Origin of the sequence: Dokdonella fugitiva (assembly GCF_004342425.1) — a bacterium.
Lineage (GTDB): Bacteria > Pseudomonadota > Gammaproteobacteria > Xanthomonadales > Rhodanobacteraceae > Dokdonella_A > Dokdonella_A fugitiva.
In genome coordinates this window covers 669939-690819 of record NZ_SLWQ01000001.1, presented here as the reverse complement: position 1 = coordinate 690819, position 20881 = coordinate 669939, and the positions used below count along the sequence as shown (strand labels likewise).

The 20881-nt window shown below is 72.7% G+C and carries 18 protein-coding genes; 9 read left to right on the top strand and 9 right to left on the bottom strand.

Annotation, left to right across the window (positions count from 1 at the left end; translation table 11 throughout):
• Positions 1-17: 17 nt before the first annotated feature.
• From EV148_RS02970 to EV148_RS02955, 4 genes are read left to right on the top strand one after another with little or no spacing between them, the layout of a single operon-like run.
• The gene (locus tag EV148_RS02970) at positions 18-1286 is read left to right on the top strand and encodes a hypothetical protein (RefSeq protein WP_131993212.1); all 1269 of its coding nucleotides are present in this window, start codon (positions 18-20) and stop codon (positions 1284-1286) included.
• Between the two features lie 32 nt (positions 1287-1318).
• Positions 1319-2662 (top strand): hypothetical protein, encoded by a 1344-nt coding sequence (locus tag EV148_RS02965; RefSeq protein WP_131993209.1) that lies wholly within the window; start codon positions 1319-1321, stop codon positions 2660-2662.
• Between the two features lie 19 nt (positions 2663-2681).
• Positions 2682-3329, top strand: a complete 648-nt coding sequence (locus EV148_RS02960; protein ID WP_131993206.1) for a proprotein convertase P-domain-containing protein — start codon at positions 2682-2684, stop codon at positions 3327-3329.
• A gap of 37 nt (positions 3330-3366) precedes the next feature.
• The gene (locus EV148_RS02955) at positions 3367-4905 is read left to right on the top strand and encodes an FG-GAP-like repeat-containing protein (protein ID WP_158287285.1); all 1539 of its coding nucleotides are present in this window, start codon (positions 3367-3369) and stop codon (positions 4903-4905) included.
• On the opposite strand, the gene EV148_RS02950 is transcribed toward EV148_RS02955, so the two are convergent.
• A complete protein-coding gene (locus EV148_RS02950; RefSeq protein WP_131993200.1) occupies positions 4896-5876 on the bottom strand; it encodes an NAD-dependent epimerase/dehydratase family protein in 981 nt (326 codons plus the stop codon). The genes EV148_RS02955 and EV148_RS02950 overlap by 10 nt on opposite strands.
• Entirely contained in the window at positions 5861-7021 is a 1161-nt protein-coding gene (locus tag EV148_RS02945) for a glycosyltransferase (protein ID WP_131993197.1), read from the bottom strand. Before EV148_RS02945 ends, EV148_RS02950 begins: the two co-directional genes overlap by 16 nt.
• A 56-nt stretch (positions 7022-7077) precedes the next feature.
• On the opposite strand from EV148_RS02945, the gene EV148_RS02940 reads away from it, so the two are divergent.
• Entirely contained in the window at positions 7078-8283 is a 1206-nt protein-coding gene (locus EV148_RS02940; protein ID WP_131993193.1) for a glycosyltransferase family 4 protein, read from the top strand.
• Here EV148_RS02940 and EV148_RS02935 read toward each other — a convergent pair.
• Genes EV148_RS02935 through EV148_RS02915 form a run of 5 tightly spaced genes read right to left on the bottom strand, consistent with a single transcriptional unit; the run spans position 8280 to position 13253 of the window.
• Complete coding sequence (locus EV148_RS02935; protein ID WP_131993190.1) at positions 8280-8792, bottom strand: hypothetical protein; 513 nt, start codon at positions 8790-8792, stop codon at positions 8280-8282. The two genes, EV148_RS02940 and EV148_RS02935, sit on opposite strands and share 4 nt — an antisense overlap.
• Complete coding sequence (locus EV148_RS02930) at positions 8789-10102, bottom strand: O-antigen ligase family protein (protein ID WP_158287284.1); 1314 nt, start codon at positions 10100-10102, stop codon at positions 8789-8791. Before EV148_RS02930 ends, EV148_RS02935 begins: the two co-directional genes overlap by 4 nt.
• The gene (locus EV148_RS02925; protein WP_131993184.1) at positions 10099-11349 is read right to left on the bottom strand and encodes a polysaccharide biosynthesis protein; all 1251 of its coding nucleotides are present in this window, start codon (positions 11347-11349) and stop codon (positions 10099-10101) included. Before EV148_RS02925 ends, EV148_RS02930 begins: the two co-directional genes overlap by 4 nt.
• 2 nt (positions 11350-11351) lie before the next feature.
• Positions 11352-12323, bottom strand: a complete 972-nt coding sequence (locus EV148_RS02920) for a hypothetical protein (RefSeq protein ID WP_131993181.1) — start codon at positions 12321-12323, stop codon at positions 11352-11354.
• 3 nt (positions 12324-12326) lie between these two features.
• Positions 12327-13253, bottom strand: a complete 927-nt coding sequence (locus EV148_RS02915) for a glycosyltransferase family 2 protein (RefSeq protein WP_158287283.1) — start codon at positions 13251-13253, stop codon at positions 12327-12329.
• A 292-nt stretch (positions 13254-13545) separates the two neighbouring features.
• Between EV148_RS02915 and EV148_RS02910 the strand changes: the two genes are divergently transcribed.
• Positions 13546-16878, top strand: coding sequence for a DEAD/DEAH box helicase (locus EV148_RS02910; RefSeq protein WP_131993175.1), 3333 nt, complete (start codon positions 13546-13548; stop codon positions 16876-16878).
• Positions 16879-16900: 22 nt separating this feature from the next.
• Here EV148_RS02910 and EV148_RS02905 read toward each other — a convergent pair whose 3' ends face one another.
• Complete coding sequence (locus EV148_RS02905; RefSeq protein WP_131993172.1) at positions 16901-17596, bottom strand: Dph6-related ATP pyrophosphatase; 696 nt, start codon at positions 17594-17596, stop codon at positions 16901-16903.
• Positions 17593-18189, bottom strand: coding sequence for a DUF938 domain-containing protein (locus tag EV148_RS02900; protein ID WP_131993169.1), 597 nt, complete (start codon positions 18187-18189; stop codon positions 17593-17595). Before EV148_RS02900 ends, EV148_RS02905 begins: the two co-directional genes overlap by 4 nt.
• 82 nt (positions 18190-18271) lie before the next feature.
• Between EV148_RS02900 and EV148_RS02895 the strand changes: the two genes are divergently transcribed.
• The 3 genes from EV148_RS02895 to EV148_RS02885 all read left to right on the top strand — a co-directional run bounded on the left by EV148_RS02895 (position 18272) and on the right by EV148_RS02885 (position 20751).
• The gene (locus EV148_RS02895) at positions 18272-19501 is read left to right on the top strand and encodes a nucleoside recognition domain-containing protein (RefSeq protein WP_131993166.1); all 1230 of its coding nucleotides are present in this window, start codon (positions 18272-18274) and stop codon (positions 19499-19501) included.
• A 64-nt stretch (positions 19502-19565) separates the two neighbouring features.
• Positions 19566-19949 (top strand): MbcA/ParS/Xre antitoxin family protein, encoded by a 384-nt coding sequence (locus tag EV148_RS02890; RefSeq protein WP_131993163.1) that lies wholly within the window; start codon positions 19566-19568, stop codon positions 19947-19949.
• Positions 19950-20007: 58 nt separating this feature from the next.
• Entirely contained in the window at positions 20008-20751 is a 744-nt protein-coding gene (locus EV148_RS02885) for an RES family NAD+ phosphorylase (RefSeq protein WP_131993160.1), read from the top strand.
• Positions 20752-20881: the final 130 nt, after the last annotated feature.

Here is a 20881-nt window from a genome sequence, read left to right as displayed (position 1 = left end):
CGCGAACAGGAGGAATCATGTCGTCGTTCCGTCACGGCTTCGTCGTCGCGCTGTTCGCGCTGTTCGCCGCGTTCTTCCTGCCGCAGACATCGCATGCCGCGATCGGCGCGCTCGACGACACGCCGGGCTCGAGCCTGCTGTTCCCGTATTTCGAGGTCGATCTCGACCACCCGACCGGGCGCGACACCGTGCTCACGGTGCAGAACGCGAGTGCGACGGCGATGCTCGCGCACACGATCGTCTGGTCCGACGAGGGCGTCGCGAGCGCGATCTTCGACATCTACCTGACCGGCTACGACATCATGAGCTTCAGCATGCGCGACGTGCTCGACGGCTCCCTGCCGCTGACCGGATCGGACGGCCAGGATCCCACCGACACGATCAGCCCGCAGGGTCCGTTCTCGCAGGACATCAACTTCGCGAGCTGCAGCACCTTCCTGCCGTACGCGCCCGGAACGATCCCCGCGCCGGCCGGAATGACCCCGGCCGACCTGCGCAAGGCGCTCACGGGCGCGCCGACCAGCGGTGTCGCCGCCGGCATGTGCTGGGGCCGCAACGTCGGTGACGGTCACGCGCGCGGCTACGTGACGATGGACCTCGTCAACCGCTGCAGCGACCTCAAGCCCGGTGATGCCGGCTATCTCGACTCCCCGCTCAATACCCTCACCTCGCAGAACTCGCTGCTCGGTTCGTTCGTGATCGCCAACCCGGACACGCACGAGTGGTTCGTGGACAATGCGCTGTCGATCGAGGCGGCGTACACGAACGATCCCTCCGTCACGACGCCGGGCAATTACACGTTCTACGGGCGCTACAACGGCTGGAACGCCGCCGATCGCCGCGAGCCGCTGCCGACGACGTGGATGGCGCAGGGCGAGCTCGATACCTCCTCGCTGATCGTCTGGCGCGACACCAAGACCGACGGACAGCCGCACGCCTGCGGCACGGCGCCGGGTTACTACCCGCTCGGACAGGAAGGTTTCGCGACGTTCGGGCCGGACTCGTCCTACGGCAGCCCGGGCGCCGGCACGCCGCTCGCGAACGCGGCGCAGCTCGTACCCGCCTCCGTGCTCGGCACGGTCGGCAGCAAGCTCGGCCAGTTCTTCGCCAACCTCAATGCGAGCGTGCCGGCCGCGGGTGGCAATCCGCCGGCCGATCCTGCCGCCGCGCAGGGCTACATCGGCGTGATGCGCCCGAGCCTCGGCGAGATGCCGATGACTCCGGGCCATCGCGCGGTACCGCTCGACAGCGCGCTCGACGCGCAGCACTACGTACCGCACAACTGAAATCGACCGTGCCGCGCGGCAAGGGGAAGGACATGTCGAAATCCGCTCTGATCGCACACTCGCGCTGGCTCGCCGCCTGTTTCGTGGCCGCGGCCTGCTGGTGGTCGCCGTCCGCGCAGGCCGTGGTCGGCACGGTCGACTCCGCGCCGGCCGCCACGTTGCTGCTGCCGTACTTCGAGACCGACCTCGCCAATCCCAACGGCCCGCAGACGACCGTGCGCGTCAGCAACGCGAGCGCGACCGCGATGCTGCTGCATGCGACGCTGTACACCGATCTCGGCATCCCGACGCTGCAGTTCGACACCTACCTCACCGGCTACGATTCGGTCGACATCGACATGCGCCTGCTGTTCAAGGGCATCGTGCCGCAGACGGCGTCCGCCGGGCAGGATCCCACCGACCGCATCTCGCCGAGGGGGCCGCTGTCGCAGGACATCAATTTCGCCAGCTGCTCGGGCATCCTGCCGCCGCCGGGCCTGCCTCCGACCACGCCGGGCGGCCTGCCGGCCAACACGACCTGGGACGCAGGCACGCTCGAGGCGATCCGCGCCGCGCATACGGGCCAGGCGTCGACGCTGTGGAGCGGCCAATGCGGTGCCGTCGCGCACGGCGACAACATCGCGCGCGGTTACATGACGATCGATACCGTCAACAACTGCACGATGCGCTACCCGTCCGACCCGGGCTACTTCGCCCCGAACTTCGCCGGCGACGTGACCTACCAGAACGTGCTGTACGGCACCGCGACGACGATCGACCGCATGCAGCGGCGGACCGTGCTGACCGAGAACCTCGTCCCGGTCGAAGCCTGGTACAACGATCCGGTCGTGTCGACGCCCGGCATCCAGACGTTCTACGGCCGCTTCAACGGCAATACCGCGATCGACGGGCGCGAGGCGCTCGGCACGGTGTGGACCTCACGCAACATGGAGGGCTCCGCCTATGCCTACGAGACGCAATTCGTCGTATGGCGCGACCCGGGCCAGGCCGTGTCGCCGTTCGCCTGCGGTGGCGCGTTGCCGGCGCCGTTCCCGCTGACCACGCGCGAAGTGGCCGCGTTCGACGAAGAGGAGAACGTGACGTTCGCCTCGAACAACCTCATTCCGTACGCGACCCAGCTCGTCGACGGCGCGTCGCTGTCGCCGTACACGTTCGGCATCGTGCGTTTCGACCTCGGCCTCGCCGACGGCACCGTGCGCCAGGGTTACGTCTCCTCGCGCATCCTGCGCCTGGGGGCGTACGACGCGATGACGTTCCCGGGAGCCTTGCTGATGACGGCGCCGCAAGCGCAATGCACGGGTGCCAATCCGTCGCCGCCGATGTGCGCGAACGTGCCTCCGCCGTCCATCGGCGTCGGGCGTGACATCCAATTCTGACATCCGGACGGGTGACGACATGAAGCGCAGCACTCTCTGGATCGGATCGCTCCTCCTCGCCGTGGCCGGGCAGGCCGCCGCCGCACCGACCGCCTGTGTCGCCTCCGGCGGCACCAACTGCCCCGCGCGCATCCCCGACGCCCCGCAGGACCCGCTCGTCTCGACGATCGAGGTTCCGGCGGTGTCGTGCCCGCTCTCGCAGCCGTTGCTCGACGTCAGCGTCGGCATCACGCACAGCGCCGTCGGCGACCTCACGATCACCCTGGAGAGTCCGGGTGGCGAGACCGCGACCCTGCTGTCGAACGTACAGGGCGTTTCCGGCGCATGCCGCGGCAGCGACGTGTCCGCGGCCTTCACCGACGGCGGCCCGCCGCCGATCTGCACGTCATTGATCGCATCCGTCGGCGGAACGGTCGGGCCGGTCACGCCGCTCGCGCCGCTCCTCGCGTCCTCTCCCGAAGGCACGTGGACGCTCACGGTCACGGACGCCGCCAACAACGGCGACGGCGCGCTCGACGACTGGAGCGTCGACGTCACGTGCGCACCACCGCCGGTGGCGACGCCGGCGCTGCCCGCGCCGCTGTCGTGGCAGGCGCTCGCGGCGATCGCCGCGCTGCTCGCGTTCGCCGCATTCGGCGCATTGCGGCGCCCGCGCACCTCGCGCTGAGCCGTCATCGATGGATGATCGGCGCGGACACGGCCGCGTGCCCGGTTCGCGCGCGTGGCCGCGCGGCGTCGCGCTGCTGGTGCTCGGTATCGCCGGCGCGACCGTGCACGCCGCCGCCGAGCCGGAGTCACCGTCCACGCGTTCGGCGCAGGCGGACGCGATCCGGCACGACGCGGACGGGCGAGCCTACCGCATCGAGCGCGTCGCCAAGGCCGGCGCGAAGTACGAACGGATCGGCGCGCACACGGTGCGCTACTTCCCGTTCGCGCGCTACGAGGTCGCGCGGGAGGACGCCGACTACTTCTACGTCAAGCAGTACCTCCCGGTCGAGCAGAAGCCGGTCGCACCGGCGATGCCGGCGCCGGCGCCGGTGGACCTGCCGCGCACGAACCGCTACGCCTTGCGCGACTTCGGCCGCGGCCTGCCGCACGCGGGCCAGTGGCGCGGCGAGTTCGCGCTTGCCGACGTCGATGGCGACGGCCATCTCGATCTCGCGTTCGCGCCGCCGCGCAAGAGCTTGTCCAAACCGGTCATCCTGCGCGGCGACGGCCAGGGCGAATGGACGCGCTGGACCGCGTCGCAGTGGCCCGCGTTGCCGTACGACTACGGTGCGGCCGTCGCCGCCGACTTCGACGCCGACGGCCACGTCGACCTCGCGTTCGCGATGCACCTGCGCGGACTCGCCGTGCTCGGCGGCGACGGCAAGGGCGGCTTCGTCCGTCGCGATGGTGGCCTGCCGCTCGGTGCGCCCGGCTCGAGGACCCCGGCGACGTATTCGAGCCACCAGCTTGGCACACTCGACTGGAACGGCGACCGCAGGCCCGACCTCATCGCGCTAGACGAACGCCTGCTCGGCCGTGCGCATCCTTACGGCAGCGTCGCGATCTTCGTCGGTGGCCGCGGCGCATGGAAACACGCGGCGCTGCCGCAGGCGAAGCTGCCGCGCGGCAATCTCTCGCTCGCGCGCATCGCCGGCGGCCGCGGCGACCGTGCGATCGTCATCGGCGACGCCGCCGACGGCCGGCTCGCGGCCTACGAGTTCGCTGCCGGCCGCGTCGTCGCGCGCGTGCTCGACGGCGTGCCTGCCGGCGCGCTGCTCCGCGTGGGCGCGGCGGCCGACGCCGGCGACGGCAAGCCGGTGCTCGCGATCGCCTACCAGAGCCGCACCAGGAAGGGCTGGCAGACGGCAGTCGACCTGTTCCGCCGCCAGGGCGAGGGCTACGTGCGCGAGCCGCTGCTGGTCGAGCTGACGCTCACGATCGGCGCGCTCGCATATGGTCATCTCGCCTCCGCGCGCGCGTTCGATCTCGCCGCGCTGCGCAGCGACGGCGCGCTGCTGCTGTTCGCCGCGGACGGCAAGGGCTCCTACACGCGCGACCGCGAACAGCCGGCGCCGTCGTGGCGCGCCGGCTGCAGCGGGCATGCACTGCACCTGCGCGACCTCGACGGCGACGGGCGCGACGAAATCGTCGCCGCGTTCGCCGGCGAACCGAACGCGATGATGTTCCGCCGTGACTGCACCGCCGGCGGCGGCATCGACGCCTGGCACGTCGACGAGGCGCCGGTTCAGCGCTGAGCGGCCTGCCGTCGCATCGCGTCCACCATCCGCGCGAGTCCTTCGTCGAGGGTGAATGGGCGTGCAAAGCCGGTGGCCTGGAGCGCGGCGATCGATACCTGCGTGCGCGCGCAGAACTTGCGCACGCGCGCCGCGCTGAACGGCAGCGGCCGACCGAGCAGCCATGCGAGCGCATCGAACGCACGGCCGGCGGCGAGCGCGAGCGGGTACGGCAGGTGGTGGCGCGGCGGTATCCGTCCCAGCAGCTCGCACAGGCGCGCGACGAGTTCGCCGCTGCGGTAATCGGGCGGGTCGGCGTAGTTGAGCACGATCCGTCCCCGCGCGCCGTCGAGGTTGCGCGCGATGAACTCGACGAGATTGCCGACGTAGGCGATCGCCTTGCGGTTGCGCCCCGATCCGACCATCGCGAACCGCCCGCGCCGCAGCTGCTCGGCGAGCGTGTACACGTTGCCGCGATTGCCCTCGCCGAACACGACCACCGGGCGCAATGTCATCAGCGAACGCCGTGGATCGCCGGCGACCCATTCGTCGTGGATGCGCTCGGCGAGCACCTTGCTGCGCCCGTAGTCGCCGGCGGGCCGCAGCGGCGCGTTCTCGCCGGCGAGCGGCTGGTCCAGTCCGTAGACGGCGACGCTGCTGACGAAGACGATGCGCCGCACGCCCGCCTGCGTCGCGGCGCGCACGAGATTCGCCGCGCCACCGACGTTGACGTCGTGGTAGAGCGACGCCGGGCGCACGTCGTCGCGATGTTCGGCCGCGAGCGCCACGATGGCATCGACGCCCTCGACCGCCGCGCGCAGCGCCGCCGCATCACGCACGTCGCCGCGGACGATGCGCGAGGCGTGCACCGTGCTCGGCGCCTTGTCGAAGATCACGACATCGTGGCCGAGCTCGAGCAGGAGGCTGGCGAGGCGCGTGCCGATGAAGCCGCTGCCGCCGACGATCAGCACGCGCTTCATGGCGTCGCGCATGCGGCCGCGTACACCTCGAGCAGGGCGCGCGTCTGCTGCGCGATGTCGTGGTGGCGCCGCAGGCAGGCCGTGCCCGCGGCGACGAGCGCGTCACGCAGCGCGCGGTCGGCGTGGATGCGCGCGAGGGCTTCGGCGAATTCTTCCGCGGACTCGGCGACCAGCAGTTCGCGCCCGTGCACGGCGGCGAGCCCGCGCGCCGCGACCGGTGTCGCGACGACCGGCAGCCCACGCGCCCACGCCTCGAGGATGCGCATGCGGATGCCCGACCCGGCGCGCAACGGTACCGCGGCGATCGCGCCGTGCGGGAACGCCGTGCACGAGTCCGCGGGCGCGGGATGGCGTCGCACGCGCTCGTGCGCGCCGGCACCGCCGCCGAAGCAGTGCAGCACCGCATGCGGCAACCGCTTCGCGACGAGCGGCCAGGCCTCGTGCAGCAGCCAGCGTTCACCGTCCGCATTCGGCCACCAGCCACCGCTGCCGGCGAGCGCGATCGCGGGATCGCCTTCGACCGCCGCCGCCGCGGGCAGGTGCGCGGGAAACGCGGGTGCGACCGGCGCGATCGTCGCGGCTGGCTGCACTGCGCGCAATGCAGTCGCGTCATCTTCGGTCAGCGTGACCGTGCGCGCTGCGCGTGCGATCGCCGCGCGTTCGTCGGCACGCAGGCGCGCCGCTTCGAGGCGCCAGGCCAGCCGCGGCGCGTGGCGCATCGCCTGTTGCTCGCGCAGGGCGGATTCGACGTTCTGCATGCGCAGCACGACCGGGACCGCGTGCGCGAGCGCGGCCGCGCAATTGGCGAACGCATGCAGCTGTTCGGCGTGGACGAGCTGCGGCTGCCATCGCGCGACCTCCGCGGCGACGGCCGCGCGCATGCCGGCGAGCGCGTGTCGTGCGACCCCGAGCGAGCGGCCGTGCGCGATGGCGTGCATCAATGCGCCCGGCGCGCCACGCGGTCGCGTGGCGACTTCGTGCATGCGATAGGGGAGGTCGCGCGCGGTGTTTCGGTTATGATCGCGCTCGCCCGCGGGAGCGACGACCGCGAGTTCGTGGCCGGCGTCGGCGAGTCCACACAGCGTATGCCAGAGCGCCAGCCGGCCACCGTCGCGCGCAGGATGGGGAGACTTGGTGGCAACGATCAGGATACGCACCGCAACTCGCGCCGTGTCGCCTTCGCGGCGCGCTAGTGTGGCATGAATCCGCGCCCATGCGCGTCCTGTTCCTGACCTCGCGCTTTCCCGGCGACCTGCGCAGCGGCGATCGCCGCCGCGCCTACGAGCAGTTGCGCCTCCTCGCGCCGACGCACGCGATCACCTTGCTCACGTTCGACGATCGCGGCGGCGATCCCGGCCTGCGTCGGCAGGTGTTCGAGCTGTGCGAACGCGTCATCCTCGTGCCGCGCGATCGCCTCGGCATGCTCGCGCGCGCCGCACTCGCGCTGCCCCGCGCGCTGCCGTTGCAGGTCGCGCTGTACGCGGCGCCGGCGTTGCGCAAGGCGCTGCACGAGGCCTGCGGCGATGCCGCATTCGACCTCGTCCACCTGCAGCTCTCGCGCCTCGGCACGTTCGCGCCCGTGCCGCATGGCGTGCCGTGCGTCGTCGACTTCGTCGATGCGCTGTCGCTGAACATGGCGCGACGCGCCCATTACGATCGCGGCCCGATGGGGCTCGTCGCGCGACTGGAAGCACGCCGCCTCGCGCGCTACGAGCGCGCCCTGTGCGGGCGCATCGCCGCCGGCGCGGTGAGTTCCGCGCGCGACCTCGCCGCGCTCGGCGAACCCGGCAACGTGCGCCTCGTGCACAACGGCGTCGATCCGGCCGAGTTCCCGTTCTCGACCGCGCCACGCGACGACGCGGCGATCGCGTTCGTCGGCAACCTCGGTTATTTCCCCAACGTCGATGCCGCGCTGTGGTTCGCGTCGCGCATGCCGCGCATCCGCGCTGCGCGTCCGGCAGCGGAGCTGCGGCTGGTCGGCGCGCGCCCGGCGGCGCGGCTGCACCGCCTCGCCGCGCGCGTCGAAGGCGTGCGCGTGATCGGGCCGGTCGAGCGCGTCCATCCACATCTCGCGCGCGCCGCTGTCGCGATCGCGCCGATGCGCGCGGGCAGCGGCCAGCAACTGAAGATCCTCGAAGCGATGGCGACCGGTACGCCGGTCGTCGCGACGCGCGATGCCGCCGCGGCGATCGACGCGGTGCCCGGGCGCGACCTGCTCGCTGCCGATGATCCGGACGATTTCGCCGATGCGGTGCTGCGCGTACTCGGCGACCGCGAGCTCGCGACGACGCTCGCGCGCAACGGCGGCGACTTCGTCGAGCGCCGCTACTCGTGGCGCGCCTCCGCGCAGGCGCTCGAGCAGGTGTGGCGCGAAGCGGCCGGCGCGCCGACGCGGCCCGGCGCCGCGACCGCAGGCTAGTCGAGTGGCGGCGGACGGTCGAGGCGGCCGTCGCGCAGTTCGGCCTCGAGCTCGCCCACGCGTTCGAGCACGCGCGCGCGCAGCGCCGACGGCAAGGTCGCGATCGCGGCGGGGCTCGCCCACGCCGTGCGCAGGAACGCCGCCTGCGCCCCGGCTTCGTCACCGAGCGTGCCGCGTGCGCGACCGAGGTTGAGCGTGAGCTCGGGACGCTCGCCCGATGCGATCGCGTGCTCGAGCACCACCTTCGCTTCCTCGGCGCGTCGCAGCAGCAGCAGCGCGATCGACGCGGAGAGCGGCGCGCGCGGATCGCCGGGCGTGGCCGCCATCGCCGCGCGCGCATCGACGAGCGCGGCCTGCACGGACGCCGGCGTCGCCGCGCCGCGCAGCGCTGCGGCGAGGCGCGCGTTCGCGTCGGCGAGCTGCCGTTCGGCGCGATAGGCCGCGACTTCCGGCCACAGCGCGGCGGCGAGCGCGAGCGATGCCCCGGCAACGAAGAAGGCGCGCCTCATCGCGTCGCCTCGCCCGCGAGCAGGCGCCAGGCGCGACCTGTGGCGAGCAGCAGCGCGCTCGCGGTCAGCGGGATCTGCATCGGGAACCAGGCGAGTGCGGCGACCATGCCGGTGGCGAGCAGGGCGAGCAGCACCGCGCGCTCGACGTCCGCCGCGCCGCGCGCGAGCCGCAGCAACCCGTGCAGCAGCGCGCCGGCGGCGGCGAGCGCGAGCAGCAGCGCGGGCCAGCCGGCCTCGGCCGCGAGCTGCAGCCAATCCTCGTGCGCGTAGACGAACGTCGCGCCGAGCGGATGCACGAACCGCGCGCGGGTCGCGATCTCGACGTCGAAGCGATGCACCTGCTGTTCCGCGCCGTACGTGCCCGGGCCGTAACCGGTCCATGGCCGCGCCGTCGCCATGTCGAGCGCGGCCGCCCACGCACCGAGCCGATACGTGGTCAGGCGTTGGTAGCCGTCCACACCGAGCGGCAGGCGCTCCCAGCTCGCTGCGCGCAGCGGCGGCACGAGCGCGCTGGTCGCGACGAGCGCGAGCGCCGCGAACACGAGCACGACGAAGCGCCGCGCGTCGCACCGCAACGCGACGACGACGACCGCGGCAACGAGCAAGGCGGCCGCACTCGTCGCCTGCCGGTTCGCCGCGATCGTGGCGATCGCGACGGCGAGCGCGGCCGCGCCGAGCACCCGCGCGCGCGGCTGCGTCGCGCAGGCGGCGATCGCCGCGCCCGCGGCCCCGAGCATCGCGCAGGCGAGCGAGACGTAGCCTTCGTTGCCGAGCAGGGCGCCGGTCTTGAAGCGTCCACCGATCTGCGCGACCTCGAACGGCAGCTCGAGTCCGCCGAACTGCGCCAGTGAAAGCAGCGCGTTGGAGGCGCAGGCGAGCGCGAACAGGCCCAGCAGCAGGCGCCCGCCGCGGCCGTCGAGCGCGCGCGACGCGCCGATCGGCAGCAGCAGCAGGAACAGCAGGCTGCGACGGAACGCGGGCCAGGCGACGTCCGCGTGCGGCGACGCGAGCGCGGCCACGAACCACCAGCCGACCAGCAGGAGGAGGCACGCCGCGATCGCCCGTGCGCCACGCGACCACCGGCGCCAGTGCGGCGCGGCGTCATCGCGCGCGAGCCCGAGCGCACCGAGTGCGGCGCCTCCGAGCACGGCGGCGCGCTTGGGCGCGTCGAACGCCGCTTCGGCGAATGGATCGACGAGCCAGGCCGAACCGGCGATCGCGATCGCCGCGCCGGCGAGGACCAGGCGCTCCGCGGCGCGCGTCGATCGCGTGGCCTCGGGGCGGCTGTCGTTCGCGGATGGAAGGTTCAATCCAGTGCCTGCCCGGGTGTCGATGCGCGATCGCGTGCGATGTGGCTGCGCCAGACGCCGATCGCGACGGCGAGCTGGACCACGCCGCAGGCGAGCCATGCGAACGCGCCGGCGAGGATACCCGCGCGCGGCACCGCGATGTACAGCACGACGGCCTCGGCGGCGAAGATGATTGCATTGGCGGCCGCGATCGTGCCGTAGCGGTGGGCATGTACGAGCAGCATGCCGGCCGGCGCGTACAGCGCGTTCATGACCAGCGCGAGCATGAGCAGGCGCAGCACCGGCGCGCCCTCGGCGGCGATCGCCGCGTCGTGCAGCCACAGCTCGAGCAAGGACTGCGGGAACAGCGCGACGAGGATCGCCGGCGCGGCGATCGTGGCGGCGAGCACGGCGAGCATGGCCGCCGCGGTCGCGCGCGCGTTCTCGCCCGTCGCGATCAGCGGCAGGAAGGTGCGCGCCGCCGGCACCTGCAGGCTCAGCAACGACAGCAGCACGCTGCCCGCGAGGTAGTAGACGCCGTAGCGCGGCGCGGGTTGGCTCAGGGCGAGCACGACGCGATCGAGCTGGGCCGCGGCGAGGCCGAGCGCGCTGCCGCCGACGAACAGCGCGAGGCGGCGCCCGCCGTCGACCGCGGGCGCGCCGCCGGCCGCCGCCTGCGCCGTGCGGAGCGCGCGGCGCAGGCGCACGTGGTTGGCGGTGAATTCGATCGCGCCGACCGCGGCGAACGCGCCGAGGTAGGCGGCCGCGACCGGCCACGCGAGCAGCGCGAGCAGCGCCGCTGCGTGCTTGGCGAGAGCGAAACCGACGAGGCGCAGGTTCGCCTCGCGCTGCCGCCCATGGCCGATCATGAAGGCGATCGCCGCGCCGTTCGCGAACTGCAAGCCGAACTGGAGCAGGGCGAGGCGCAGCGCGGGCACGAGACCGTCGCCGCCGCGCGTGCGCAACAGCGTGGTCGCGACGAGCCCGAGCAGGACGAGCACGCCCGCGCAGGCCACGTACGCGCGCAGGAATCGCCGATACGTCATCCACGCGCTCGCGCCGCGCGCACGCGCCGCGTCGCGCAGGACCAGCGGCGAGAGCAAACCGTCGGCGAGGAACAGGACGCCCTGCAGCGTGAGGCACAGGGCAAGCGCTGGCCAGGCGGGCCCGAGCAGGCGCACGTACAGCGGCACGAGCAGCAGCGTGGCGAGCGCGGCGAACGCAGCGTAGCCGTAGTTCGCCGCGAGCGGTTCGAGCAGGCGTCGCACGGTCAGCCGCGCGCCGCGAGCATGCGCCGCACCGCTGCCTCGACGTTCGCGCGGTTCTCGCGCTCCATCGCGGCGAACGTGGCGGCGAGCGCATCGCCGAACAGCGTCGCGCGCACTTCGTCGAAGCGCGCGAGGACGTCGCGCACGGTGTCGACGATGGCCTCGTACGGGCGCCAGATGATCGCGTCGTGGTACGGGATCCGCTCGCGCAGCGGCACGTCCTCGCTGATCACGACCACGCCGCGGAGCAGTGCCGGCAGCACGCGCAACTCCTCGAAGGTGTGATGCTCGGCGGTCTGGTGCACGTTGACGAGCACGCGGGTGCGGTCGTACAGGCGGCGCAGCGCGGCCGCGTCGAACACGCCGCGCACGTTGCGCAGCGGCAGCGACGCGCGGCGCACGTCGTCGAGGAAACGCCGGCGGCGCGGCTGCCGCTCGTCGAACATCAGCGAGATCGCGGCGATGTCGCTTCCGCGTGCATCGAATCGCGGCGGGTAGAGCAGCGGGGCGACGAGCGCGGTGCGCGCGGCGAGTTCGTCGAAGTGGCCCGAGCTGCGCACGTTCACGACGTTCGGCAGGCTGTACTCGACGATCGTGTCGAGCGAGCGGAGGTAGGCCTCGTCGGCGAGGCGGACGAGATAGCAGCCGCTGCCGTCGGGCAGCGGCGTGACGCCCACGGGCGCACCGCCGCTGTCGCGGCCGCCCGGACGCACCAGCGTGTGTTCGGGCTGCAGGTCGATGCGCAGCGTCGGCAGCGCGTTGCCGAAGCGGACCGGCCGCGGCCCGAAGATCACGTTGACCGCGGCGTCTTGGCGCGCGAATGCCGCGGCGAACAGCCCGGCGCAGTGGCGATAGTACGCGCGCACGTGCACGGGGTAGTCGCGATCGACGGCGATGCAGGCGCGCCCGTACCGTTCGATGCGGCACGGGCGCCGCGGCAGCCATGAACGCAGTTTTCGCAGCAGTCGGCGCATCGGTCAGAGCAGGTCGTCCGGTGCATGCGGGCGGCCGTCGCGGCCGCGGATGCCGTCGATGCCGCCGCGCAGGATCCAGCGTGCGCGTGCCGGCGCGAACGTCGCGGTGGCGAGTGCGCGCGCGCACTTCTTCGCGGCGACGATCGCGGCCGTCGCGCGGCCCGCATGGCGTCGCGCGAGCCGGATCTCGTTGCGGGCCTCATAGTAACCCATCACGCCGGCGACCCCTGCGCGCCCCTGCTGGCTGCCGCGCCGCGCATGCCAGGCGCGCGCGCCGGGCACGAGCCAGCTCGCGACGCCCGCTTCGCGCAGGCGCAGGCAGTAGTCGATCTCTTCGCAGTACATGAACCACGACGCATCGAGCCAGCCATGGCGCTCGGCCACTGCGAGCGGCAGGAGCATCGACACGCCGCTCACCGCGCCGACGCGGAACGGCGCGCGCTGGCGCCAGGCGTCGTCGAAGCGCAGCACGCGGTCGCGGCGCCACGGTCGTGGCGTCGCCGCGGGATCGAGGTACTTCTCCGGCAGGTCGATGATCGTCGTCGCGCCACCGTCGTCGCGCAGCGGCAGGCCGCCAAAGATCGCATCGCCGTGCGCCTGCCGCGCGGCCATCAATGCCGCCAGCGCATCCGGTTCGACGACGGCATCGCTGTTGAGCAACCAGATCGCGTCCGCCGCGCAGCGGCGCGCCTCCTGCCAGGCGAGCGCATGCCCGGCAGCGAAGCCGGCGTTGCGGGGCGCGACGATCACGTCGGCGCAGCGCGCGCGCAGGCGCGTGGCGCTGTCGTCGCGCGAGGCATTGTCGACGACGATCGTGCGCAGCCGCGGATAGTCGAGCCGCGCGACCGCATCGAGGCAGGCGAGCGTGCGCGATGGCGTGTTCCAGTTGACGATCGACACGACGACGAGCGGCTGCGCGGTCGCGTTCATCGCGTGCCCGTCGCTGCGGCGAAACCGTTCGCCGGGCGTGGCCGCTGACGCCCCGGCGCCGTGAAGCGCCCGCGGGCGGCGCCGGCGCACGCCCGCGCCTGCTGCGAGATCCCTGCAAGAAACCGCACGCGCACGCGCCCTCGTTGGCCGGCATCGCCCGGCGAATCGCCGCGACGAGTCTACCGGAACGATGCAGCATGTCGCCGCGCCCGGCTTGCCGCGGTCGCGCCGCGCTGGACGCCGGTGCGCCGTTGCGTGCACCATGCAAGGTTGGACTGCTTCGGTCATCCGCATGGACGAGACCACATTCCGCGACCTGCTCGCCAGGCACTGGACCACGCTGTTCGATCCGCACACGATCGAAAAAGGCGCGGACTACCTGCGGCGCGGCTACGTGCTCGGCGCGCACTACGAAGCCGGCGACGGCGAAGGCGCGCTGGTCGGCATGGTCGAAGGCACCGCACGCGATCCGTACGCGGCCGGCGTGCGCCTCAAGTGGGACGGGCACAACGCCCGCCTCGACAGCTACTGCACTTGCCCGCTCGAATTCGAATGCAAGCACGTCGCCGCGACCGTGCTGTACGAACTCAAGGGCAAGCCGGCCGGCCAGCCACGCACCGAACTGGAGCCGCCGACGCCGCAGCTCGGCGCGTGGAAGGCGTGGCTGGACGGCTTGCGCGCACCGAGCGGCGAGGCGCGGCCGGTGCGCGCGAGCGATTCGGAGGTTTCCGTCTGCGCGATCATGCTGCGCGCGGACAACAGCCATCCGTTGCCGTCGCTGCAGGCACAGGTCGTGCGCGTGAAGCCGGGCAAGAAGGGTGGCTACGCGACGCCGCAACCGCTGCAGCCCTCGTGGGCCGATCCCGCGCCGTGGAGCGGCCTGGATGCGGACACGTTCCAGCTCGTCGCCGGCCTGCGCATGCGCGCACCCGCGTTCGGTGGCAGCGGCGGCTGGTTCCAGCTCGCCAGCGGCGGCGACGAACCCTTGCTCGAAACGCTGCTCGGCGCACTGCCGTGCTTCTTCGAGAAGGCCTCCGCGGGCCGGCTCGTGCACGGACCGATGCGCGCCCTGCGCATCGGCTGGGAAGCGCGCGACGACGGCACCCAGAAGCTCGCGCTGAGCGTCGACGGCGCGGCGCCGAAGACGCGCCTGCTGCGCGTCGGCGGCCTCTGGTACTTCGATCCGGTCGCGCGCGAGCTCGGCCGCATCGACGGCAACACGCGCCTCGCCGAAGCGGTGCTGCGCGCACCGCCGCTGCTGCCCGAGCAGGTGCCGCTGCTGATGGAACGCTGGCGCGACACGCCGCTGCTCGCGGCGCTGCCGCCGCCGATCGAGACCGCGGTCGAACGCCGCAACGTCGCGCCGGTCGCCGTGCTCACCTTGCGCGCGACGCCGGCGGTGACCGCCGCGGGCGCGCGTTACCAGGCCGGCTTCGCGCGCCTCGGCTACGACTACGGCGGCGTGCGCCTGCCGATGTTCCCCGCGCCCGCGCGCGAACGCCGCCGCGTCGGCGACCGCGTGATCGAGATCGCGCGCGACCGCGCGAGCGAAGTCGCGGCCAGCGACCGGCTCGAGGAAGTCGGCCTCGTTCCCGCCGAAACCCTGGGTCGCCTGCCCGGGGTGCCCGCCGATGCGGTCACCGACAACGATTTCGTCATCGAGCACGGCCGCGGCCAGGTCGGTGGCGCCGACCAGCTGTTCGCGCTCGCGCCGCGCCTGCGCGACCTCGGCTTCCGGCTCGAATCCGACGAGGGCTTCCCGTTCGCGCTGCTCGACGAGCCGCGCGAATGGTATGCCGAGGTCGACGAACAGACCGGCAATCCCTGGTTCGACCTGCGCCTGGGCATCGACATCGACGGCGAGCGCATCGACCTGTTGCCGGTGCTGCACCGCCTGCTCACCGATCCCGCGTTCCCGCTCGTCGCCCGCAAGGGCGAGCCCGAGGACGCGATGTGGCTGGTGCCGCTCGACGCGCGCCGGCGCGTGCCGTTGCCGCTGGCGAAGCTGCGCGCGCTGATCGCGCCGCTGCTCGAATGGCTGCAGGTGCCGTTGCGCGAGGAAGACGGTGCGCTGCGCCTGCGCCGCGCGCAGGCGGACGTGCTCGAGAAGGTCGCCAGCGGCCTCGAACGCCCGTGGCGCGGCGGCGAGCGCCTGCGCGCGCAGCTCGAGCGCCTGCGCGCGCCGCGCGAACCCGCGCGCGAACCGGAAGGCTTCCGCGCGACCTTGCGCAGCTACCAGCGCGACGGCCTCGCCTGGCTCGGCTTCCTCGCCGAAGCCGGCCTCGGCGGCATCCTCGCCGACGACATGGGCCTCGGCAAGACGGTGCAGGTACTCGCCCACCTGCTCGCCGAGAAGCGCCGCGGCCGGCTCGACCAGGCCGCGCTCGTGCTCGCGCCGACCAGCCTCGTCGCCAACTGGGCCGACGAGGCCGCGCGTTTCGCGCCCGACCTCGACGTGCTCGTCGTGCACGGGCCGGAGCGGCACGGCCTGCACGAGGAAATCCCGAACCACGACCTCGTCATCACGACCTATCCGCTGCTGCTGCGCGACCGCGACGCGCTCGTCGCGCACGCGTACTCGGTGCTCGTGCTCGACGAGGCGCAGGCGATCAAGAACGCGAAGAGCCAGGCGGCGAAGCTCGTGCGCGAGATCGACGCGCGCCAGCGCATCGCGATGACCGGCACGCCGCTGGAGAACCACCTCGGCGAGCTGTGGGCCGAGTTCGACGCGGTCGAGCCCGGCCTGCTCGGCGACGAAAAGCACTTCACGCGCTTCTTCCGCACGCCGATCGAGAAGCACGGCGACGTCGAGCGGCGCGAGCGGCTGAACCGGCGCATCGCGCCGCTGCTGCTGCGGCGGCGCAAGGAGGACGTGCTGTCGGAGCTGCCGCCGAAGACCGAGATCGCGCGGCGCATCGAGCTCGAAGGCGCGCAGCGCGAGCTGTACGAAACACTGCGCCTCACCCAGCACGAGCGCGTGCTCGACGAAGTGCGCCGGCGCGGCCTCGCGCAGAGCGGCATCGTCGTGCTCGATGCGTTGCTCAAGCTGCGCCAGGCCTGCTGCGACCCGCGCCTGGTCAAGCTCGAAGGCGCCCGCGGCGTGCAGGGGTCGGCCAAGCTCGAGTACCTGCTCGACCTGCTCGGCAGTCTCGTCGAGGAAGGCCGGCGCGTGCTCGTGTTCAGCCAGTTCGCCGAGATGCTCGCGCTCGTCGCGCAGGCGCTCGACGAGCGCAGCCTCGCCTACCAGAGCCTCACCGGCGACACGCCGGGCACGCAGCGCGCGGCGCTCGTCGAGCGCTTCCAGGCCGGCGACGTGCCGGTGTTCCTGATCAGCCTCAAGGCCGGCGGCGTCGGCCTCAACCTCACCGCGGCCGACACGGTGATCCATTACGACCCGTGGTGGAACCCCGCGGTCGAGGCGCAGGCGACCGATCGCGCGCACCGCATCGGCCAGGACAAGCCGGTATTCGTCTACAAGCTCATCTGCGCCGGGACGGTCGAGGAGAAGATCCAGGGCCTGCAGCAGCGCAAGGCCGATCTCGCGCGCGCGGTGCTCGAAGGCGGCAGCACGCAGGCACTGCGCTTCGACGAGGCCGACGTCGCGGAGTTGTTCGCGCCGCTGTGACGCGCCGGCGCGCCGGCGTCGGTCATCGCGGCGGGGACGTCGACGAGGTGTCGACGAGATCGACGTACGCGAAGCGCTGCTCGCGCAGCACGTGCTCGCCGCGCGCGAGTTCGATCGGCTGCGCGAACAGCGGACCGCCGTGCACGCAGGTATGGAACTCGCCGTTCTCGCCGCACGGATCGCAGCCGGCCGGCAGGTCGGCGAGCAGCGCGGCGTCGTAGTCGCGCCCGCGGAACGTTGCGTCGAGCTGCCGCGTGTCGACGCAGCAGAGGATCGCGCGGTGGCCACGCGCGATGAACGCCTGCGCGAGTCGCCGCGTGTCCTCGCCCCACAGCGGGAACACGCCGTGCCAGCCGAGCCGTGCGAGCAGCGCTTCGCGGTAGGCGCGCACGTCGGCGAGGAAGAGGTCGCCGAATGCGATCGCGTCGAGCCCCGGCTCGCTCGTGCTCGCCTGGGCGAGTGCCGCGGCGAATGATGCTTCGTAGGTCGCGTTGTCGGCCTGCACCGGCAGTTCCGCCTCGAACAGCGGCAGGCCGAGCGCGCGCGCCTGCGCGTGCAGGATCGAGCGGCGCACGCCGTGGATGCTGATGCGGTCGTACGGGACGGTCACGCTCGTGAGCAGGCCAGCCACGCGCCATGCGGGGTCGGCGCGCAGGCGTTCGAGCGCCTGCGCCGCGTCCTTGCCGCCGCTCCAGGCGACCAGCAGCGGGCGGCTCATGCGCGGCGCCAGAGCAGGAGGCGGTTGTTCGCCGGCATCGCGACGTCGGCGACGGATGCGAACCCGGCGTCGCGCGCGAGCGCGTCGACGGCGGCGACGTCGCGCAGACCCATGTGCGGCGCGCGTGCGCGCAACGAGGCGTCGAAGGCCGCATTGCTTTCGCTCGTCGGGCGGCCGTCGACGTGGAACGGGCCGTAGATCGCCAGCTTCGCATCCGCCGTCGTCACGCCCGGCAGCGAGGCGAACAGCGCTTCCACTTCGCTCCAGCCCATGATGTGCAAGGTGTTCGCGCTGAACACCGCGTCGAACGGGCCGCGTGGCCAGGCGTCGCCGGCGACGTCGAGTTCGATCGGCGCAGGCGTGTTCGCCAGGGCCGCTTCGGCGAGCCAGGCGCGGATGCCGGGCAGGTTGTCGGCGCGATCGGAACACTGCCAGGCGAGCGCGGGCAGGGCCGCGGCGAAATGCACTGCGTGCTGGCCCGTGCCGCTGCCGATCTCGAGCACGTGGCGGCGGTCGGCGAACGCCTCGCGCAGCACGCCGAGGATCGGTTCGCGATTGCGCTCGCACGCGGCCGAATACGGTTTCTCGTCCATCGCGCGAGTGTGCCCGACGCGGCGCGCGCGGGACAGGTCTTGTGCGATGCTTGCGCGCGGGGGTCCAGGCGACGGTGCGCGCATGCTCAACCGGCTGTGGTTCGGCTTCTTCCTCGTCGCGGCGGTCGCCGCGCTCGCGCAGTGGCTCGTCGGCGGCAACGCCGGCGTGTTCGCCGCGATGGTCGCCAGCCTGTTCGACATGGCCAGGCTCGCGGTGGAGGTGATGATCCTCCTGTTCGGGACGCTCACGCTGTGGCTCGGCTTCCTGCGCATCGCCGAGCAGGCCGGCCTCGTCGACCGCCTTGCGCGGCTGCTCGGCCCGCTGTTCGCGCGGCTCATGCCGGGCGTGCCGCGCGGCCATCCGGCGGTCGGCCTGATCACGCTCAACTTCGCCGCCAACGTACTCGGCCTCGACAATGCGGCGACGCCGATCGGCCTGCGCGCGATGCGCGAGTTGCAGACGCTCAACCCGAGCGCCACCACGGCGAGCGATGCGCAGGTCCTGTTCATCGTGCTGAACGCGTCGTCGCTGACCCTGCTGCCGGTGTCGATCTTCATGTACCGCGCGCAGGCCGGCGCGCATGACCCGACGCTCGTGTTCGTGCCGATCCTGCTCGCGACCAGCGCATCGACGCTCGCCGGCTTCCTCGCGGTCGCCTTCGCGCAGAAGATCAGGCTGCGCGACCCGCTCGTGCTGGTCTGCCTGCTCGGCGCTGCGGTGCTGCTCAGCGCGTTCGTCAGCGTGCTGCTCGCGCTTCCCGCGGCGGCACTCGCGCCGCTGTCGTCGCTGCTCGGCAACCTCGCCCTGTTCGCGATCGTGCTCGCCTTCCTCGTCATCGGCGCGTGGCGCAAGGTGCCGGTTTACGAGAGCTTCGTCGACGGCGCGCGCCAGGGCTTCGAGGTCGCGCGCGACCTGTTGCCGTACCTCGTCGCGATGCTCTGCGCGGTCGGCGTGCTGCGCGCCTCGGGTGCGCTCGACTTCGCCCTCGACGGCGTGCGCTGGTGCGTGCATGCCCTCGGCCTCGACACGCGCTTCGTCGACGCGCTGCCGACCGCGCTGGTGAAGCCGCTGTCGGGCAGTGCCGCGCGGGCGATGCTGATCGAGACGATGAAGACGCGCGGCGTCGACAGTTTCCCCGCGCTGCTCGCCGCAACCGTGCAGGGCAGCACCGAAACGACGTTCTACGTCCTTGCGGTGTACTTCGGGGCGGTCGGCATCCGCCGCACGCGCCATGCGGTCGGCTGCGCGCTGCTGGCCGACCTCGCCGGCGTGCTCGCGTCGATCGCGGTGTGCTACTGGTTCTTCGGCTGAACATTGCATGTGCAATGCTCTGCGCTGATAATTGCATCTGAACGAGACCACCGGTGCCGCTGCGATGAACCCGTCCGCCGCCCGCAAGTCCGCCGCCGCGACCGACCCGGGTCGCGTGCTGACCAGGGCCGCGCTGCGTGCGGCGGAAATCCTCGACGTGCCGCAGCGCACGCTCGCCGAGATCATCGGCGTCAGCCCCTCGACGATCTCGCGCGCCGCGCGTGCGCCGATCGATCCGGCGAGCAAGCCGGGCCAGCTCGCCGCATTGTGGGTGCGCGTGTTCCGTTCGCTCGACGCGATCGTCGGCTCCAATGACGCCGCCGCGCGCACCTGGCTCACCACCGCCAACGCCGCGTTCGGCGGCGCGCGCCCGCTCGAGCGCATGCGCGACGCCGAAGGGCTCGTCCACGTGCTGCACTACCTCGACAGCGCACGCGCGCGGCTGTGAACGCGTCGCGCGCGTTGCGACGACGCCCCCGCAGGCTGCGTGACCGGAGGCCTGCCACATGAACATCCCGGGCATCGAGGCGCTGCGCAAGGCCGCGCGACGCATTAGCATGAAACCTTGGCGCGTGGTCGAGGCCCAGCATCGCGCATCGACCATGCGCCTGGTCGACACGCTCGCCGAGCAGCGCGTGCTCGAGGACCTGCTCGAAGCAGGCAAGCCGCCGCTGCCGGCCGAGGCGGCGCACCTGCACTACCTGCTCGCGACGCCATTCCGCTATCCGGCGCCGCCGCCCGCCGGTTCGCGCTTCCGCGGCATCGGCGATCCCGGCGTCTGGTACGGCGCCACGACCGTGCATACCGCGCTGGCCGAAGTCGCCTACTGGCGCCTGCGCTTCCTCGCCGATTCGCCCGCCACGCCGGAGCTGCCGCCGGTGCCGCACACGGTGTTCCGCGCCGCGGTCGCGGGCCAGGCGCTCGTGCTCGCCGACGCGCCGCTCGCGCGCGAGCGCGCCGCATGGGAGGACCCCGCGAGCTACGTCGCGACGCAGGCACTCGCGCGCAGCGCGCGCGAGGCGGGCATCGCGCTGATCCGCTACGCGTCGGTACGCGATCCGCAACACCGCGCCTGCGCCGCCGTGCTCACGCCGAAGGCGTTCCGGTCCGGCGAACCGCTCGAGCAGCACGGCTGGCTGATCAAGGTCACCCGCGCGCGCGTGCTCGCGCAGACCAGCTTCGGCACCGAACGCGTCGCCTTCGAGGCGGGCGAGCTCGGGTTCGCGGATGTGGCGAAGGTGCGAAGCTGAAAGACGGGGACACGAAGGACACGAAGGACGCGAAGGACAAGCAGGACCGGGAACGGCTTCGAAGCGTTTGCATTTCCTTCGTGGTTCGGTCTTTGCCAGGTCGCCGCCCGGGTCGTTGCTCCGGGTCCGG

Excerpts from the sequence above, each read along its gene's own strand:
- EV148_RS02900 (WP_131993169.1), bottom strand. The coding sequence starts at position 18,189 with ATGGACGAGAAACCGTATTCGGCCGCGTGCGAGCGCAATCGCGAACCG.
- EV148_RS02915 (WP_158287283.1), bottom strand. The coding sequence starts at position 13,253 with ATGAACGCGACCGCGCAGCCGCTCGTCGTCGTGTCGATCGTCAACTGG.
- EV148_RS02920 (WP_131993181.1), bottom strand. The coding sequence starts at position 12,323 with ATGCGCCGACTGCTGCGAAAACTGCGTTCATGGCTGCCGCGGCGCCCG.
- EV148_RS02970 (WP_131993212.1), top strand. The coding sequence starts at position 18 with ATGTCGTCGTTCCGTCACGGCTTCGTCGTCGCGCTGTTCGCGCTGTTC.
- EV148_RS02890 (WP_131993163.1), top strand. The coding sequence starts at position 19,566 with ATGAACCCGTCCGCCGCCCGCAAGTCCGCCGCCGCGACCGACCCGGGT.
- EV148_RS02910 (WP_131993175.1), top strand. The coding sequence starts at position 13,546 with ATGGACGAGACCACATTCCGCGACCTGCTCGCCAGGCACTGGACCACG.
- EV148_RS02960 (WP_131993206.1), top strand. The coding sequence starts at position 2,682 with ATGAAGCGCAGCACTCTCTGGATCGGATCGCTCCTCCTCGCCGTGGCC.
- EV148_RS02935 (WP_131993190.1), bottom strand. The coding sequence starts at position 8,792 with ATGAGGCGCGCCTTCTTCGTTGCCGGGGCATCGCTCGCGCTCGCCGCC.
- EV148_RS02895 (WP_131993166.1), top strand. The coding sequence starts at position 18,272 with ATGCTCAACCGGCTGTGGTTCGGCTTCTTCCTCGTCGCGGCGGTCGCC.
- EV148_RS02885 (WP_131993160.1), top strand. The coding sequence starts at position 20,008 with ATGAACATCCCGGGCATCGAGGCGCTGCGCAAGGCCGCGCGACGCATT.
- EV148_RS02940 (WP_131993193.1), top strand. The coding sequence starts at position 7,078 with ATGCGCGTCCTGTTCCTGACCTCGCGCTTTCCCGGCGACCTGCGCAGC.
- EV148_RS02905 (WP_131993172.1), bottom strand. The coding sequence starts at position 17,596 with ATGAGCCGCCCGCTGCTGGTCGCCTGGAGCGGCGGCAAGGACGCGGCG.
- EV148_RS02965 (WP_131993209.1), top strand. The coding sequence starts at position 1,319 with ATGTCGAAATCCGCTCTGATCGCACACTCGCGCTGGCTCGCCGCCTGT.
- EV148_RS02950 (WP_131993200.1), bottom strand. The coding sequence starts at position 5,876 with ATGCGCGACGCCATGAAGCGCGTGCTGATCGTCGGCGGCAGCGGCTTC.